16 protein-coding genes are annotated in these 16,446 nt (G+C 62.7%); 5 read left to right on the forward strand and 11 right to left on the reverse strand.

The genetic code is table 11. The annotated features are described in order from the left end of the window. Window positions 1-118 precede the first annotated feature (118 nt). Window positions 119-334 carry a hypothetical protein gene (locus U4Y90_RS33375; RefSeq protein ID WP_321801197.1) on the forward strand — a complete coding sequence of 72 codons (216 nt, stop codon included), beginning with the start codon at window positions 119-121 and terminating at the stop codon, window positions 332-334. Here U4Y90_RS33375 and U4Y90_RS33380 read toward each other — a convergent pair. From U4Y90_RS33380 to U4Y90_RS33410, 7 genes are all read right to left on the reverse strand, one after another. Then, window positions 318-1,007 (reverse strand): hypothetical protein, encoded by a 690-nt coding sequence (locus tag U4Y90_RS33380; RefSeq protein ID WP_321801134.1) that lies wholly within the window; start codon window positions 1,005-1,007, stop codon window positions 318-320. The two genes, U4Y90_RS33375 and U4Y90_RS33380, sit on opposite strands and share 17 nt — an antisense overlap. Further along, window positions 988-1,971, reverse strand: coding sequence for a type VI immunity family protein (locus U4Y90_RS33385; protein WP_321801135.1), 984 nt, complete (start codon window positions 1,969-1,971; stop codon window positions 988-990). The genes U4Y90_RS33380 and U4Y90_RS33385 overlap by 20 nt, the downstream gene beginning before the upstream one ends. Continuing rightward, window positions 1,884-2,732: a DUF4150 domain-containing protein gene (locus U4Y90_RS33390; RefSeq protein WP_321801136.1), complete on the reverse strand. Its 849-nt coding sequence runs from the start codon at window positions 2,730-2,732 to the stop codon at window positions 1,884-1,886. Before U4Y90_RS33390 ends, U4Y90_RS33385 begins: the two co-directional genes overlap by 88 nt. Before the next feature lie 16 nt (window positions 2,733-2,748). Continuing rightward, window positions 2,749-3,810, reverse strand: coding sequence for a beta-ketoacyl synthase N-terminal-like domain-containing protein (locus U4Y90_RS33395; RefSeq protein WP_321801137.1), 1,062 nt, complete (start codon window positions 3,808-3,810; stop codon window positions 2,749-2,751). Between the two features lie 4 nt (window positions 3,811-3,814). After that, window positions 3,815-4,834 (reverse strand): DUF2169 domain-containing protein, encoded by a 1,020-nt coding sequence (locus U4Y90_RS33400; protein ID WP_321801139.1) that lies wholly within the window; start codon window positions 4,832-4,834, stop codon window positions 3,815-3,817. Window positions 4,835-5,042: 208 nt separating this feature from the next. After that, on the reverse strand, window positions 5,043-6,413 hold the full coding sequence (locus tag U4Y90_RS33405) for a hypothetical protein (RefSeq protein WP_321801140.1): 1,371 nt from the start codon (window positions 6,411-6,413) through the stop codon (window positions 5,043-5,045). Between the two features lie 17 nt (window positions 6,414-6,430). Beyond that, window positions 6,431-6,934, reverse strand: coding sequence for a DUF6484 domain-containing protein (locus U4Y90_RS33410; protein WP_321801141.1), 504 nt, complete (start codon window positions 6,932-6,934; stop codon window positions 6,431-6,433). Between the two features lie 540 nt (window positions 6,935-7,474). On the opposite strand from U4Y90_RS33410, the gene U4Y90_RS33415 reads away from it, so the two are divergent. From U4Y90_RS33415 to lhpH, 4 genes are all read left to right on the forward strand, one after another. Further along, window positions 7,475-8,374, forward strand: a complete 900-nt coding sequence (locus tag U4Y90_RS33415) for a LysR substrate-binding domain-containing protein (RefSeq protein WP_321801143.1) — start codon at window positions 7,475-7,477, stop codon at window positions 8,372-8,374. Window positions 8,375-8,517: 143 nt separating this feature from the next. Further along, window positions 8,518-9,813, forward strand: coding sequence for an MFS transporter (locus U4Y90_RS33420; protein WP_321801145.1), 1,296 nt, complete (start codon window positions 8,518-8,520; stop codon window positions 9,811-9,813). A gap of 9 nt (window positions 9,814-9,822) precedes the next feature. Then, on the forward strand, window positions 9,823-11,082 hold the full coding sequence (locus U4Y90_RS33425) for a metal-dependent hydrolase family protein (protein WP_321801147.1): 1,260 nt from the start codon (window positions 9,823-9,825) through the stop codon (window positions 11,080-11,082). A gap of 99 nt (window positions 11,083-11,181) precedes the next feature. Further along, window positions 11,182-12,189, forward strand: coding sequence for a trans-3-hydroxy-L-proline dehydratase (gene lhpH, locus U4Y90_RS33430; RefSeq protein WP_321801149.1), 1,008 nt, complete (start codon window positions 11,182-11,184; stop codon window positions 12,187-12,189). A gap of 37 nt (window positions 12,190-12,226) precedes the next feature. On the opposite strand, the gene U4Y90_RS33435 is transcribed toward lhpH, so the two are convergent. The 4 genes from U4Y90_RS33435 to U4Y90_RS33450 are packed head-to-tail and all read right to left on the reverse strand — an operon-like array spanning window position 12,227 to window position 16,400. Next, window positions 12,227-12,721 carry a MaoC/PaaZ C-terminal domain-containing protein gene (locus tag U4Y90_RS33435; RefSeq protein ID WP_321801151.1) on the reverse strand — a complete coding sequence of 165 codons (495 nt, stop codon included), beginning with the start codon at window positions 12,719-12,721 and terminating at the stop codon, window positions 12,227-12,229. Between the two features lie 51 nt (window positions 12,722-12,772). Beyond that, window positions 12,773-13,930: a dihydrodipicolinate synthase family protein gene (locus U4Y90_RS33440; RefSeq protein WP_321801153.1), complete on the reverse strand. Its 1,158-nt coding sequence runs from the start codon at window positions 13,928-13,930 to the stop codon at window positions 12,773-12,775. A 5-nt stretch (window positions 13,931-13,935) separates the two neighbouring features. Continuing rightward, on the reverse strand, window positions 13,936-14,787 hold the full coding sequence (locus U4Y90_RS33445; RefSeq protein WP_321801154.1) for a shikimate dehydrogenase: 852 nt from the start codon (window positions 14,785-14,787) through the stop codon (window positions 13,936-13,938). Window positions 14,788-14,795: 8 nt separating this feature from the next. After that, window positions 14,796-16,400, reverse strand: a complete 1,605-nt coding sequence (locus U4Y90_RS33450; protein WP_321801156.1) for an acyl CoA:acetate/3-ketoacid CoA transferase — start codon at window positions 16,398-16,400, stop codon at window positions 14,796-14,798. Window positions 16,401-16,446 lie beyond the last annotated feature (46 nt).

Consider the following 16,446-nt stretch of genomic DNA (forward strand, 5'->3'; position numbering starts at 1 on the left):
ACTACTTAGCGGCAACCCCGACGTTTGAACTTAGCAGCAACACTATGTGTCAGAGCTTTTTAGTAATGTCGGGTTTGGGGGGGTGCGGCGGATTTCTTGGACTATCAGGAGCTAGTCCATGTCTTCGTACGAAGACCGCATCCGAGCATTGAAGCTCTACTTGACGCTTGGGAAGCGCCTGACCGCGACCGTTCGTCAATTAGGCTATCCCACAACGAAATCTCTTGAACGCATCAAGGTGATCGAGGCGGTGTGCGAGCATCGGCTGGCGATGGTCCGGGCGGCCGAACGACTCGGTCTGATGTCGAAACACCTGATCACGATTCGAACGTGATCGCTTCAATCGGACGCCGTTGATGGAGCCGCACCCCCAACCAAATCACGAAGTCGAGGCACTCAAAGCCCGCAGCATAGCCGGTGATCTCGCACTCGATCACGCTCGGACTCAACAGACGAACGACGCAATCACTTGGTTCTTCCCAGAGTTCTTCTGGATTGAACGCGTCAACGAGCATCTTCCAAAGCGTCAATGCACGAAAAATCGCTTGTCGATCATTGGAGGTCAGCGGCTCGCGGAACTCGATCTCCACTCTGACCGCCGCGTGCAGATCATCGACTTGATTCACCTCGAATGGGAGCGAGAGCGGTAAAGAAGGAGTGGGTACACCATCGTCTCTCGTATCGACGACACCGGTTTCCTGTCGTATGTCGAGCGTGTCGACCCGACACTCACCGACCGCTGACCAGCATTCGATGATTCTTGAGAACGCTCGAAACGCCGTCCGCGATACCCGCCTGCAGCTCAGGTAGAACGCGATTGTCGAGCTTCGCGTTCTCCGTATGTCATCGAGCCGGATCTGGCAGGGTCCAAAGTAGCCGATTTCCACCGCGCGCAGCCAGCGGGCGACACACTCCTCCAGCGCCGCAGCGTCGGAGTCGGCGGCCTGAGCCAGCGAAATAACAATCTCGACGGTCCCGCTCACATCGTCATGTATCGAATCGTGCAAGCCAGGCCTCCGATTCTTCTTCATCCAGACCGGTCAACTCTGTTGCCGGCCCCCCAGCACGATATTTCCGCAAATACGAGCCAACCCTTCGGTATAACGGCAGATCATCCGCGCGATTCCGATCGCCGAACTGCGGACGCTCACCCGCCCTGATGCATGCGCCCGGACCCATTGGCATAACGGTGATCGCATCGTCGGACAGATCGCGCGCGACCTGATCCAACCCGCCCAATTCCTTCAGCAGGTCCGGTCCGATCATCGTCAACCAGTTCACGGGCGCCAAATTCTGACTGCAAAGTGCAAACGGATTGCCCAGCGACAGTCCCGGATATCGCTTGAGCAACGGACCGATCAGCGCCGACACTTCAGCGTCCCTGTCCACGGACATGTCGTTCCAGCACAGCGAGTATCCGACGTGCCCGTAGCGAAAAGGGAAAGCGGCAGCCAGGCGATTCAATATTGCCAACAGCTCCTCCCAGCACTCTGCCATCGAGTTTTCGAGATGAATCTGCAGGCAACTGTAGGTCCCATCGCTTAACGTCGCAAAAGCCGGCGGCAAATAGTCGAGCATGCCATCGCCGCAGAATACGCGATAGAACGGAAGGGCAAACTCCGGGTCGGGCTCCTGACAAAGGGTCGGGAACACGTCTACATATTTCTGTGAGAACTTCTTCTCCCTGCGCATCGAACTGGCAAGAAACCATCGCAGGGAAGGTTCATATCGCTCGAGAAACAGTGCATAGCAATCAACAGGTCCCGTCACGAGTTCCTCCTTGGGCCTATCCGTATACAGCGCGATCTCCAGGGACAGCGTGAACACCGTCCCGTCTTCATCGCGCTGCGTGAACTTGCTCAGTGATCTGTTGCGTTCCGCAGTCATTTCTTCTTCGCCTTGGATTTGGCCTTCGCTTTTGCCTTGGCCTTCGCTTTGGGCTTCGCCTTGGCCTTCGATTTCTTGGCGCATCCGCACGTCTTCGGTGTCACCTTTATATAGTCGCCCTTTCGGTGCGGCCTGTGTCGACCCTGCCCCAACTCCTCGTGAAACACTCTCTGCCGCGGCGTGAAAGCCTCACCCACCGCCTTGAGTTCTACCATTACTTTTGTAACCTTGTTGTACAAGTCAGGAATGCATATCCCCCCTCCCTTTGCCTTCAACTTGAATCGCTTTTGCCGCGTCCAGTTTCGCTTTCCTTTGATAAACCGTTTCTCCGCCCGAGCACTCTGGCCTCGGCCCTTTCCCTTCTTGTAGAACGCGCAAATCGCCTTGCACAGCTCTTTGGCCACCTTCGGCCCGATCGCATCCTGCAGCTCTTTCATCGTTGCAGCGTTCACCGGGCTGCCGCCGTTGTTGCCCATCGCGTCGCCGAGGAGCTGAATATTCTTCCCCTCGGCTTTCACATCCATCGACCCTGGCGCCAGCCACTCCGTCTTGCCCTGAGTCTTCGAGGAGATGATGCCTCCGCCCGTCCCCTGGCTCGCCACGTCGCCGGAAGGCTGGCTCATGAAATACGAACCCTTGATCGCTACCTTCTTTCCTTCGAACCTGACAGTCGTGGTTGCGTCAGTCAGCCGGTCGCCTGAGGTTCCGAGGTTCGGCAGCGGCGTGGGAACGAACGGCGCCGGAGGCCCCGGCATCTTGCAGACGTTCGGCGTTGTCGCCAGCGATCGGCCTTGACTGCCCTCCGTCACAGGCGTCTTGGGCGGATTGACAGAGATGCTGGACATCGTTCGCTGCCGCCGCTCAGAGTGGGGTGTGCACCACGGCCGCGGCGCGTTCGCCCCCTTCCGAACTCGCCCACAGTAGCGTGAGCGGCCCCTTGGCGTATCCCCGGGCTGCGGCTTCGACCGCCAGATTCACGAAAAGCGGTCCGGATGCCGCCCCGACGTCGCCCCAGCAATCGGCAGGCGTGACAAAGCGCGTCGCGTCCACGAAGGCCAGTTGCGTGCGCAACACGGTCAACGCAAATTCCTCCGACCGGTATGGCTCCCCGTTGAGATCGCAGATCGAATTGTCGAAACGCTCGTCGGGCAGCTTGAGCGATGCGCTCGCACGGCGAATCGCCTGCGAAAGTCCCAGACCGACGCAGATGGTGGAAGTGCGAATCGGGCTGGGCTCTTGCGCAATCTCCACAGCGTGCAACCACCCCACGACGTCCAGCCCCATCAGGCGCGCGGTCGCGCCGGTTGTCAGAAGACAGAAGCCCGCCGCCTCTCCGGGAGGAAATCCGTTCCGGTTAGCCGGACTCTTCAGCATGCCGACTTCATCCATCCATTCGAGCGAATCGGCCATCAGGTACGAGTCCACACCGCCTACCAGGCAGAAGCGACTCGCTCCTCCAAGCAAGATGTCGCGCGAATGCTTCAACGCCAGAAGACCGGAAGCACTGCCGTTGGGAAAAAACCTGATATCCGCCTTGCCCGACGTGTACTTCGTGATAGCCATGACGTCAATTAACGCGTCCTCGATGTCGGCAGGCAATCCCGGTCTTGCACCGGGTAACCCGATCATCGCGGGCACCGTCTCGGGCGATGCGTTGATGCGAGTGAGCACAGCCAGCGCTTCCGTGAGCGCAGGAGCCGCCAGGTGTGCAAATCGTCGCGCATCCTGCAGCCCCGGATCGAGCGTGGGCTCCGGCGCGACCATCATTGGCGCGCCGACCTTGTCCAGCAGCCAGGCATGCTCGCGAAGTCCCGAGATGCCTGCCCGTACCGCGGCTGCGGCAGACTGGCTCGCGAGCCCGACGGCGCACCGCACGCCTGCCCCGACAATAGCGATCGATGTGTTGGGATCGAGCGGGTCCATGAGCTCAGAAGTACAACTTCTCGCGAATGACTGTCGTGTCGAGATCGTCGAGTTCGTGATGACAGTCGAGGCTCGTCTGCCAGACCATGATCACGCGCCTCGCGTCAGGCTCGATGATGACCGTCTGCAGTGACGCGCGATGCTCCACCACCTCGCTGCCAAACCATGTGGAAAAAGCGAGATACACCTTGGGCAAGCGAAACTGCCATCGGCCGGACTGCGTGAGATTGACCAGCACTGCGATCTCGCCACCTCGCAAGTAGCCGACCGTCTGCTGGTCGGTGGGCGCGCTCTGATAAAAGCGATCGTCGAAGTCATCCGGCAGAAGCGGAAACTTGTTCTCCATCCACTCGTCGTCGTACGTCCCGCCGCATTCCAGCCGTGGCGACCAGTAACTCGCGATCGCGCCAAAGCCGGCGGGCGAAGGCCGATCTCGCCAGCTCGAAATAAGCTGTCCGGGATACTCGACATTGGGCAGCAGATGCCCGTTCAGTTGGCCAGCCGACATGGCAAACCCCGCACCCACGGGATTGCTCGAATACAGACGCTGCCTGCTCGGGTCCGGGTCGCTCTTATCCCAACCTCCGAAGGCCCGTTCATACGTGATCGGCATGCGCTCGAACGCCAAGGGCGAGCTTGCCCGCAGGCCACCCGTATAGCCCGTGTACCAGAGACGGTCACCCCAAACCCGCAGACGCTTCGTCAAGGCGCCAATCCGAAATCCGACGTCCACAGACTCAGCGGGTTTGCCAGCCGGTGCATATGCCTGTCCGTTGATGAGGATGTCCGTCGTCGCCTTCGTGGCGATGAGGTCCGCCTCGTAGAGCATGCTGGACCTCCCGGGCTCGCGCGAGTACTCAGGCGAATAGAGCGGTGGCAACTGGTGCGCTGCCAGCTCGACCGTACCGTCCTCCTGCACGAGATAGGTCGCCTTGACGACCACCACCCAACTCTTTTCGCCGTCCTTGTCCATCACGATGGTGCGTTCGGCGGCGAATGGGGTATCGTTTTCGAGTTGGAGCATCGTCTCTTGGCGTCGGTCTGGTACCGCCCGGCTGACGCAACGGAAGCGAAACCCCTCGGCATCGTTCCCGCGAGTCTGGTCGAGCATTGAATCTAAGACGACGCAAAGGCGGAGATTTTGCAAGGGCTGGTGTGCAAAGGGGGAAGGCAAAGCGCGCACACCGTCCGCGGCACACGGAGCGTCTCGGGCAGTCGTCGCAGAGAGCGTTTCAGACCTCTTGCTCAAGCCATCGTCGCTGCCGCCACGTCGGCGCGCTGATCGGAAAGAGCGTTTTATCGCGTTGCAAAGCGCACAGGTATTCGGCCGCCATGCGTCGATGCCCCTGTCTTCCCACGGCGAGAACGCGTCGGCAGTGAGCGGGCGTAACCACTTCGCCGAGCAGTAAGCGCGCATTTGGCTGAAAGCGCGCCCGGCGAGTCTCCCACCACGTGCGTATCGATTGCTCGTCGGGCCACGGAAGATCAGTGTCCTCGTCGGATTCACGCTCTGCCGGGGGCGCGTCCTGCGAGCCCCCGGCTTCGAATCCGTCAGGCGGTGAACCGTCGAGGTCACCGGAGGCTGTGGCGGGAACGGCTTCGGAACCGGTCAGCATGGCCGGTGCAAGAGGCTCGCGATCGAGTTTTTCGCGCGCGATGTCGCATCCCGTAACGAGCGCAAAGGATTCGCCCGCGAGACGCGCAAGACGCGGATCGCTCATTTGTCCGATAAGCCAGTCGATGTGGCGAACATCGCCCATCGCGCCGAGGCCGCGCAGCATCATGCGCCGGTCGTTGCGGTTTTGAGCGACTCGTTTGAGCAGCGCCAGTCCCTCGGACGCGTCGAGAAACATGAGCGCCAGGCGCAACGCGGCGCCGTCATGCGCTTGAGCATCGTCCAATACGAGCTTTGAAAGCGCTTCGAGAGAACGCGTGCGCTCACCCATGAGAACGGCGGAGCGCGCCGCCAGAAAAGCACACTGGGCATTGTCGTCGCAAAGCGCCTCCAGGCATGCCGGAAGAAGATCCCGGCGCTGGCATTCGCCCGCGCTTCGCAATGCGCGCGCCCGGAGCCTTGCATCGGTTGCGGTCATGGCTGCTTCGAGTGCTGCGCCCGGCTCCAATCGATGCATGACACAAGCGGCAAGACCGATTTCCCGCCAAAGCGGGTCGGCCGTACTCAGCAGCCGAGGCACCAGTGTGCGAAGCCGATTCCCGGACACCCAGCCAAATGCGGCAAAAGCCCCGCGCTGAGCGCTTGGCCGCGCCGCGGCCAACGCCATGAGCTGGCGCAGCATATCCTGGTCCGCCGATTCCAGCGCGACAGCCGTTCCCATGAACAGCTCGCCCGCACCGGGATCTTGCTGGGCCGCCCTGCTTCGTTCGCGCCCGAAATCGCCCGCCACCGCAATTCCGTCGAGATGAGCAGCGATTCGTTCGTCGAACCGCCCGAGCTCCGAAAGACTCGCCTGGGATGCATGCACGAGCACCGATCGCGTATCGTGCAAGATCGCCGCTTCGCTCACGTGCAGATCGACGATCCATCCGATGTGCGGATGAGGCCCGAAATCATCCGGCCTCGTATCATGCGCGTGATGCGTCATCGCGCCGGGGCCTCATGCTAGTTGATGTGGACCGAACCGCCCTTGATGCGATTCACGGCGCGCGCGCGGCTCAGCACCTGGTCACCCTGAATGAGCACCGAACCCGAACGAGTCAGGATGATGCTGGCACTACCGCAGCGAAGCACGAGCCGCTCTTTAGCGGTTACGACGAGCCGCTCGCCGTCTGCCTCGACCGTCGCCGCTGCCCTGCCCGCTGCGCCATCCTCCGGCCAATTGGATGCTTCGCGCAACACGCCGAACACAATGGGTGTCATCGGGTCGGCGTTTTCGAGAAGTAAAGCCACCGTGCGTCCGATGTGTCGCTCGTGCAATTCGATCATCGTTCTGGCCGCTCGCGCGGCCGCGTCAGCCTCGCCATTCAGGACCACGAGCGCGGTCAGACCATCGTCGGCGAGTCCGACGAGTTCTCCCAATGCGAGCTTGATTCCCCCTGTCACTGACTGCGTCTCTTCAAGACCAGGTAAGCTCAAAAGCGCATCAGTCACATCTCTGCCGCTCATCGCAACTCCTCCGCACGCTTGCCGTACTCATCCAATGCATGCAATCCGCGACTGCAATCTCACAGACCGCGTACGCATTGCCGTTCCCGTCCTTCCATGCCTTACCCGTCGCCGCATCTCGTCGCCTCTGCGACGCCCGATAACGCGCCACCACTCGCCTCTTCGCCTCGCTTCTGAACAGCAGCGGCTCCACGCCTGTCGCGATGCTTCCCTCGCCCGTTGGTCAATGAGCGCGTCGGGCACCTGTAGAACGAATTCAGCCCAGCGGTTTTTAAGGCTTGCGGGATCGCGCCACACGCTGAGCGAGCGACCGGTCCGCAAATCACGATTGAAGGAAGTGCTTATAGCGCGTTCAAGACAAACGGCGATCGACCAGATGCGGTTGATAATCCCGCGGGTTCTCGACACGAATCCCTCACTGCGAGGTACAGCGGATGCATCCGGTAGACGCAGCGCGCGCAGCACCTGTCCCCATGCCGGAGCCGCCCGGGCAGTAGAGTATGCTGGGGTATTTCCTTTCACGGCATCGCCTCGCCACACATGGCTCTTTCTCCTTTGCCGCCCCTCGCTTGTCTGCAAGCTTTTGAAGCCAGTGCCCGTTACCTGAGCTTCACTCGGGCGGGACAGGAGCTCCATCTTTCGACGAGTGCGGTGAGCCGCCAAATTTCACAGCTGGAGACTTTCCTCGGGCGCCGGCTGTTCGTGCGTGAGCACAATGCGCTGCGACTGACGCCGGCTGGGGAAACGTATGCAGTCGATGTGCGCCGCATGCTTGAACTCTGCACGAGCGTCACGTCGAGCCTGATGGCTCGGGTCGTCAAATCCCGCTTGACCGTGTCGTGCACCGCGGGACTTTCGACGCTCTGGCTGGCGCCCAGGATTGGCGCGTTCATCGACGCAAACCCCGACGTGGACCTCAGAATCATCGTTCGAGACCATTTCGGGGTGGTCTCGCCAGCCGAGTACGACGTCGGAATATTCTATCTACGCAATCCCGAAGTGCCCGGCACGGACACACTCAAGCTCTTCGATGAAGAGGTTTTCCCCGTTTGCGCGCCAGGCTACGCCGACGGTCGCACATGGACGCCCGCCGAACTGCTCTCCTGCACATTGCTCGTGCTCGAAGACGCGGAACGCAGCTGGATGTCATGGCACAGCTGGTTCGAGCGCGTCGGGCTCGAACGCCCGAGCTTCAGTCAGACCATCATCGTGAACAGCTACCCGCTCATCGTGCAGCTTGCCACCCATGGCAAAGGCGTCGCGCTCGGATGGAACGGCGTCATCGACCCGCTTCTCGAACACGGTGCGCTCGTCCGCGCATCCGATGCGCACGCCACCATGGGCGGGGCCTATTACGTCACGCGGCCGGCAGAGCGCGCAGAGACCTCCGCAGCGCGCCGGTTCCGCGAATGGACGCTTGCTCAGGCAGGAAATCCCTAGCTCCGCGCCCTTCCCCGGCGGCTTGCGTTTCTTGCAACCGCGCTTGCGAAATTAGCGTTATGTCATCGTCACGCCAAAAATTACATTGATCACGTGACGAATCGCGAACGCTCACCTCGCTCAACGAAACCGGGGATGAATGAATGGATACAGGTGCATCGAATCACTTCGTGGTCGGCGAACCGCCCGCCCCTATGACGACGCGACGGAAAGCGATCTTCGCGACCGTCATCGGCAGCGGGCTCGAGTGGTTCGACTTTTCCGGATACGCCTTCTTCGCCGCAATCATCGGCAAGCTCTTTTTTCCTGCGGGAAACGAAACGACGTCGCTGCTGCTGGCGCTTGCGACTTTCGGCGTAGGCTTCGTGATGCGTCCGCTCGGAGGCATCGCATTCGGCATCTATGCCGACAAGGTCGGCAGAAAGCGCGCGCTTTCTCTTGCGATGCTCGTGATGGCGCTCGGCTCGGCCATCATCGCGTTTGCCCCCACGTATGAGTCGATCGGCATCGCGGCGCCGTGCCTCATCGTCGTCGCCCGGATGTTGCAGGGGCTGTCGGCGGGTGGCGAGATGGGCGGCGCTACCGCCTTCCTGACCGAACATGCGCCCGCGAATCGCAGGGCGTTCTACTCGAGCTGGATTCAGACGAGCGTGGGCTTCGCCGTGGTCATCGGCAGCATCACGGGCGCGGTCATCACATCGAGCCTGTCGCCCGAGTCGCTGACCGCCTGGGGATGGCGCGTTCCGTTCTTCATCGGCATGCTCGTCGCGCCGGTCGGGTACTACATCCGCCTGAAAATCGAGGAAACGCCGGAGTTCGCATCCGAGAAGCGTCACGCCAGCACGCCGCTGCGGGATGTGATCCGCGAGTATCCGCGTGGCGTGCTCTCCAGCCTGCTGATGGTCGTGCTGTGGACGGTCTGCACCTACGTGATCCTGTTCTACATTCCGACCTACGTCGTCAAGTATCTGCACATGCCGCAGCGGGAGGGCTTCATCTCGGGCATCGTGAGCGGAGCCGTCCTCATGGCGATGGCGCCCGTCTTCGGCGCGTTGTCGGACCGTGTGGGAAAACAACGCGTGCTCACGATCGCGGCCATCGTGATCCTGATTGCCAGCTACCCGTTGTTCTCGCATCTCATCAAGTCGCCGACTTTCGGCACGTTGCTGACGTTTCAGATCATCTTCGGCGTGCTCATTGCGGCTTATACCGGCCCCATTCTGGCGCTCTTCACCGAGATGTTCCCGAGCCGCGTGCGGACGACGGGCTTGTCCCTCGCCTACAACGGCGCCGTGACCATCTTCGGCGGCTTCGCCTCGTTCATCATCACCTGGCTCACGCAGGCCACGGGAGACGCCGAGTCCGCTTCGTACTACATCATCTTTGCCGCGGTCGTGAGCCTGATCGGCACGCGGTTGACGAAGCCCTATCAGTCTTGAGGAAAATTCATGAGCAAGCTCGTACTCGGCGGCGTTGCGGTTTTCGATCCTGTCACCAGGACGCGCCGGACGAATGTCAACGTCTGCATTGCAGACGGCAAGATAGCGGCGATCGGTGATATCCCGCCGTCTTTCAGCGATGCGCGCACACTCCCTCTTTCCGGACGCACGGTCCTGCCCGGCTTTTACGACCTGCATGTGCACGTGGTCGCGGGCCATTCCAATCTGGGCCTGAGCGCCGCGATGCCCAACTTTCTCGCTGCGCTCAAGACATTGCCCGTACTGCGCGGGATGTTGAATCGCGGCTTCACGACCGTGCGAGACGCGGGCGGCGCCGACTTCGGAATGTGCGAGGCGGTCAATAGCGGCGTGCTGTGGGGACCGCGCATCCTGTCGTCGGGAAAAGCGTTGTCGCAAACGGGCGGACACGGCGATTTCCGTCAACGCAATGACAAGCTGGACGATGCGTGCGGATGTCTCGGACGACAGGGTTCGATCTCGCGAGTCGTGGACGGTGTCGATGCAATGCGGCTCGCGGTGCGCGAGGAGCTGCTCAAAGGTGCGTCCCAGATCAAGGTGATGGCATCCGGAGGCGTCGCGTCTCCGAACGACCCCATCACGAACACGCAGTATTCCGAGGATGAGATTCGGGCAGCGGTTCAGGAAGCGGAGGCTGCCGGCACTTACGTGATGGCTCACGCATACACCGCGCGCGCGATCCGGCGCGCGGTTGCGTGCGGCGTCAAATGCATCGAGCATGGCAATCTCATCGACGAGGATACGGCCCGGCTTCTCGTCGAACTCGATGTCGCCGTCGTTCCCACGCTGTCGACGCTCGACCGGCTCTCGGAGAAAGGGCCGGCGCTGGGTTTCCCCGCCGAGTCGCTCGCGAAGATAGACGGAGCGCGCTCGGTCGGCCGGGAAGCGCTGGCGCTGATGGCGCGCGCAGGTGTGAAGGTCGGATTCGGCTCCGACATGCTCGGGGAACTGCACGCCTTCCAGTCCGATGAATTCACCGTTCGGGCTGAAGTGCTCGGCAACGTGGAAGCCATCCGCTCCGCGACCTGTGTCGCCGCGGAAATCACGCGAGAGCCGGGCCTGCGCGGCACGCTCGCGGCCGGCGCTGTGGCGGACCTCGTGGTGGTCGACGGAGATCCGGTGGAAGATATTGCCCTGCTGCTGGGTCAGGGCGAGCACATTCCGGTCGTCATCAAGGGCGGCGTGGTCATGAAGGAAGCCGGGCGTCTGCTCGAACCCGCTGCCGCTTGATGTCGGGCCTATCGCTCGCTGATGATCGAGGCTCGAAGCAGACGCGGGCCTCGCGCTGAACCCACTCTTCCCTGCAAGTATCGAAGACGCCGGACACACATGAAAATCACTCGTACGATCTCGACCGTTGAAGTGCACACGGGAGGTGAAGCCTTTCGCATAGTCACGAGCGGACTACCGCGCCTTCCGGGCGACACCATCGTGAAACGCCGCGCGTGGCTGAAAGAGAATGCCGACGAAATTCGCACGGCCCTGATGTTCGAGCCGCGAGGCCACGCCGACATGTACGGCGGGTATTTGACGGAGCCTGTCAGTCCCAATGCGGATTTCGGAATCATCTTTCTTCACAACGAAGGCTATAGCGACCACTGCGGGCACGGCGTGATCGCGCTGTCGACCGCTGCGGTCGAATTGGGCTGGGTTCAGCGCCAGATTCCGGAGACGCGCATCGGCATCGACGCGCCGTGCGGCTTCATCGAAGCATTCGTGCAATGGGACGGGGAGCATGCAGGAAACGTTCGCTTCGTGAATGTGCCGTCGTTCATCTGGAAGCGCGACGTTACCGTCGAGACGCCGTCGTTCGGAACGGTCAGGGGCGATATCGCCTTCGGCGGGGCGTTCTACTTTTACACCGACGGCGCGCCTCATGGACTCGAAGTTCGCGAGTCTTCAGTGGAAGACCTGATTCGATTCGGCGCCGAGGTGAAGCAGGCTGCAAACGAGGCTTACCCGGTCGAGCATCCGGACATTCCGGAAATCAACCACATCTACGGCACGATCATCGCGAACAAGCCACGCCACGAGACGTCCACGCAAGCAAACTGCTGCGTGTTCGCCGATCGTGAAGTGGACCGCTCGCCGACAGGCTCGGGCACGGGCGGCCGCGTCGCTCAACTTTATCTGCGCGGCGAGCTTGCCAGTGACGAGGTCCTCGTGAACGAGTCCGTCATCGGGACCGTGTTCAAAGGCCGCGTACTCAGCGAGACAACCGTTGGCAACTTCAAGGCGGTCATCCCCGAAGTCGAAGGCAACGCATATGTCTGCGGTTTCGCCAACTGGATCGTCGACGCGCGCGATCCTCTGGCCTACGGGTTCCTCGTCCGCTGACCGGCATGCGTCGCGCGGACAGGATGTTTGAAAAAAGCTAGGCCCGATTCGCCATCAGCAGTAGCGTTTCGCCGTCCTGCACGACGTTCCCCCGTTGATTCAGCACGCGCAGCCTCAGCGTCGCGATTCCCCGGTCGATGCGTTTCGTCACCCGTTTGCCGACGACCTCGATTTCGACCTGAATCCGGTCGCCGATATGAATCGGCGCCCGAAACGACCAGTTCCAGCCCAATGTCGCCAGAGCGCTCATGCGTACGGGCGAGCGCGTTTTCAGGCCGTCGGTGAGCGCGAGGCCGAGCAGCCCGTGCGCGATCCGGCCGGGAAATCCCGCCTGTTGCGCGGCGACGTCGTCGAGATGGATGTCGTACAGGTCGCCCGAGACGCCGGCGAAATTGACGATGTGCGCTTCCGTCACCGTCATGCCGGAAGTGACGAAATGATCTCCCACCTCGATGTCGTTCAGGTCGTACATGCCCGGCGCAAGCAAACGCCCGCACCGTACGGAAGCATCTTCGTTCTGCAATTGCGTCATGTCTCCTCTCTGTCCTTGTGCTGTTTCGGTTCAGTGCTTCTTCGTAGGCGTTCAAAGCCCGAGCGTCTGCATGACGAGCCGCATCCGCTGAACCGCGAGATCGGGATTGCGCAGCAGGCCGGCCGCATCGGCGAGACGAAACACATCCGCCAGATAGACCGGCGGACGTGCGCCGTGATGACCGCCGAGCATGAAGAAATGCGGCTGGAACCCGTTCAGGTACGCGAGAAAGACGACGCCCGTCTTGTAGTACTGCGTCGGCGCCCGAAAGATGTGGCGCGAGAGCGCCACCGTAGGCGCGAAAACCCGCTCGTATCGCGCGAGATCGCCGGCGGCGAGTGCGGCGAGCGCCTGCGACGCGGCCGGCGCGATCGCATCGAAAATGCCGAGCAGCGCGTGCGAGTAGCCTTCCTCATCGCCCCTGATGAGCGACGGATAGTTGAAATCGTCGCCGGTATACATCCGGACGCCTTCGGGCAGGCGGCGCCGCAGGGCAATCTCGCGGGCATCGTCGAGCAGGGAAATCTTGATGCCGTCGATCTTGCGCGCGTTCGCCGCGATGACGGCAAGACACGCGTCGGCCGCTTCATCGAGATTCTCGCTGCCCCAGTATCCCTTCAGCTCGGGATCGAACATGTCGCCGAGCCAGTGAAGGATCACGGGCCGGTCGCACATCGCGAGCACCTCGCCGTACACGCGCAGATAGTCGTCGCGATGCCGCGCCACGCGCGCCAGCGCGCGGCTCGCCATCAGGATCACCCGGCTGCCCGTGCGCTGAATCGCTTCGATCTGCGTGGCATAGGCGCGGATGACGTCGTCGCACGACGTGGCCGAATGCGCGGGAAGATGATCGGTGCCGCAGCCCGATGCGATCCGTGCATCGCGCATGTCGCGCGTTTCCTGCATCGTCCGCTCGACGAGTTCGAGCGCCGTGTCCCACGCGAGGCCCATGCCGCGCTGCGCGGTGTCCATCGCCTCCGCGATGCCGAGCCCCTGGCCGATCAGATAGCGCCGGTATTCGATCGTGCGCGCCCAGTCGAGCGCGGCGGGCCGATTCAGCTCGCCGCTGCGAAGCGGATCGGCCACGACGTGAGCCGCGGAATAGGCGATGCGGTTGAATGGCGAGCCCGCCGGCGCGCCGGCGATCGGATCGCCTTTCAGCGTGTAGTTTTCGAACTCGCCCGAAGCGGTCGGAAGCACGATATGCATGGTAGTCAGGTCCGGGAGTGCGCGTCGGAAAGGCTTGTGAGCGAGGCGGGAATTTCGATGCCGAAGAACGTCGCGAACGCCGCAAGCTGCCCTTCGATCATCGGCCGTCCGTTGGTCGCGCGACAGCCGCACTGCCGCGCATGTTTCAGCAGCGGCGTCTCGGCGGGCGTCATGATGATGTCGACGACCTGCATCGCGGCGGCAAAGGCGCCGAAGGAAGCAGGCATGCCATCGCCCGGCTTCATGCCTACCGGCGAACAGTTGACGAGCAGATCCACGCCCGCGACATTCGCCGGATCGACATCGACGCTCGCCGCGCAGTCCGGATAGAAGCGGTTCAGACGCGCCGACAGATGCTCGGGCAGCTCGCGTTGCGGATCGCTCAGCGCGATGCCCGCCGCGCCCGCCTCCGCCAGCGCGTGCGCCACCGCGGCGCCCGCCCCGCCCGCGCCGAGCTGCTTCACGCGCTTGCCGCGCACCTCGAAGCCGAGCCGGGTCAGTCCCTGCACCAGGCCCGAGCCGTCGAACATGTCGCCGAACCACGTCCCGTCCGGCTGTTGCCGCATCACGTTGATCGCGCCGACGCGCCGCGCCGTGTCCGACATGTCGTCGACCATCGCCATCGCGCGGACCTTGTGCGGCACGGTGACGACGAGGCCGTCGAGATTGCCGAGCGCCTGAAGCCCGGCGACGGCCGGCTCGAACACGTTCACGGGCACATCGAACGGCAGGCACGCCGCATTGATGCCGCTGGCGTCGAAGAGCGCGTTCATCAGTTGCGGCGTCTTCACCTGCGTCACCGGACTGCCGACGATGCCGAACAGCCGCGTCGATCCATCGATTCGAAGAGCTTGCAATTCACGCTTCACCGCTGGCCCTCCGCGAACCCGGCAAGTCGCGGATGGCACGGCCAGCCTTGCGATGCCATCGCGGCGTCGAGGCCCATCGGCTCGGGACGGAACAGCCGCTCGTCCATCAGCCTGAGATCGGGCGAGATGACGGGGCTGAACGCCATGTGCGCGAGCACGTCGCGTTCGAGATCGATGCCCGGCGCGATTTCGATCAGTTCGAGCGCCCCGTCGATGGCGCGGAACACCGCGCGCTCGGTGACGAAGAGCGTCGTCTGTTTGCGTTCCTGCGCAAACGGCCCGCTGTACGACACCTGCTGCAGCTTCGACACGAACTTGCGATGCGCGCCTTCCTTCAGGATCTGCAGCTTGCCGCCTTCGCAGGACACTTGCAGGCTGCCCGCCGTGAACGTGCCGCCGAAGACCATCTTGCGGGCGTTCTGGCTGATGTTGATGAAGCCCCCCACGCCGATGAGCTTGTTCGCGAAGCGGCTGATATTGACGCTGCCCTGCGCGTCGATCTCGACCGCCGACAGAAACGCGATATCGATGCCGCCGCCATCGTAGAAGTCGAACTGATACGGCATGTCGACGATCGCGCTGTAGTTGCGCGCGGCGCCGGCATCGAGTCCGGCCGCGGGCGCGCCGCCGATCAGACCTTGCTCGTTGGTGAGCACGATGTGATGCAGCACGTCCTCTTCCGCCGCGACCAGCCCGATGCCCGTGCAGACGCCCGAGCCGACGTTGCACACCGCGCCCATGCTCAGTTCCATCGCGAGACGCCGCGCGATGATCTTGCGTTCGTCGAGCGCAAGGCGCGGAAAGCCGCCGAGCGGAATGCGCATCTCGCCGGTGAACGACGGATCGTAAGCGGTCTGATACGTCACCGGCTGATCCTCCTGAACGACTACCGCGTCGACGAGCATGCCGGGAATCTTCACCGTCTTCGCGGGCAAGGTGCCGCGCTTCGCGAGCCGCTTGACCTGCACGATCACGAGGCCGCCGTTGCGCCTGGTCGCCTGCGCCATCGAGAGCATGTCGCCGAATACGGCCTCGTGCTCCATCGATACGTTGCCGTCTTCGTCCGCGGTCGTGCCGCGCAGAAAAGCGACATCGACTTCGAACGGCTTGTAGAACAGCCACTCGCGGCCTTCGAGCTCGACCAGGCTGACGAGCTTGTCGTCGCTCGGCGCACCCTGCAGGCCGCCGTCGTTGCGCGGATCGACGAAGGTATGCAGTCCGACATGACTGACGAGCCCCGGCCGGCCCGCCGCCATCTCGCGCGTAAGCTGCGAGAGCGCGCCCTGCGGCAGCGTCCACGCCTCGATTTCCTTGTTCAGCGCCATTTGCGCGAGCGCCGGCGAATCGACCAGCGTGCCGCACACGACGCGCTTGAGCAGACCCGCATGCGCGAGACGCGAGGCGCCGCGCTCGCCGCGATCGCCGAGACCGACCGGATGCACCGAAGTGATCCGGCGCGGCTCGCCGTGCGCGAGAAAGCGCCGCTCGAGCGCCTCGATCAGCGCTTCCGGCACGGCGTGTCCGCTTCCCGATCCGCCGATCATCAAGGTGTCGCCATCCTTCAGCAGGGATGCAGCCTGGTCGGCGGTCAATATTTGCATGTCATCTACTCCGGTTGCTGTCTGTGTATGCTTCGGTGCCCGCGTC

The sequence above is a fragment of the Caballeronia sp. J97 genome, from assembly GCF_905220305.1.
In the GTDB taxonomy this organism is placed as follows: Bacteria; Pseudomonadota; Gammaproteobacteria; order Burkholderiales; family Burkholderiaceae; genus Caballeronia.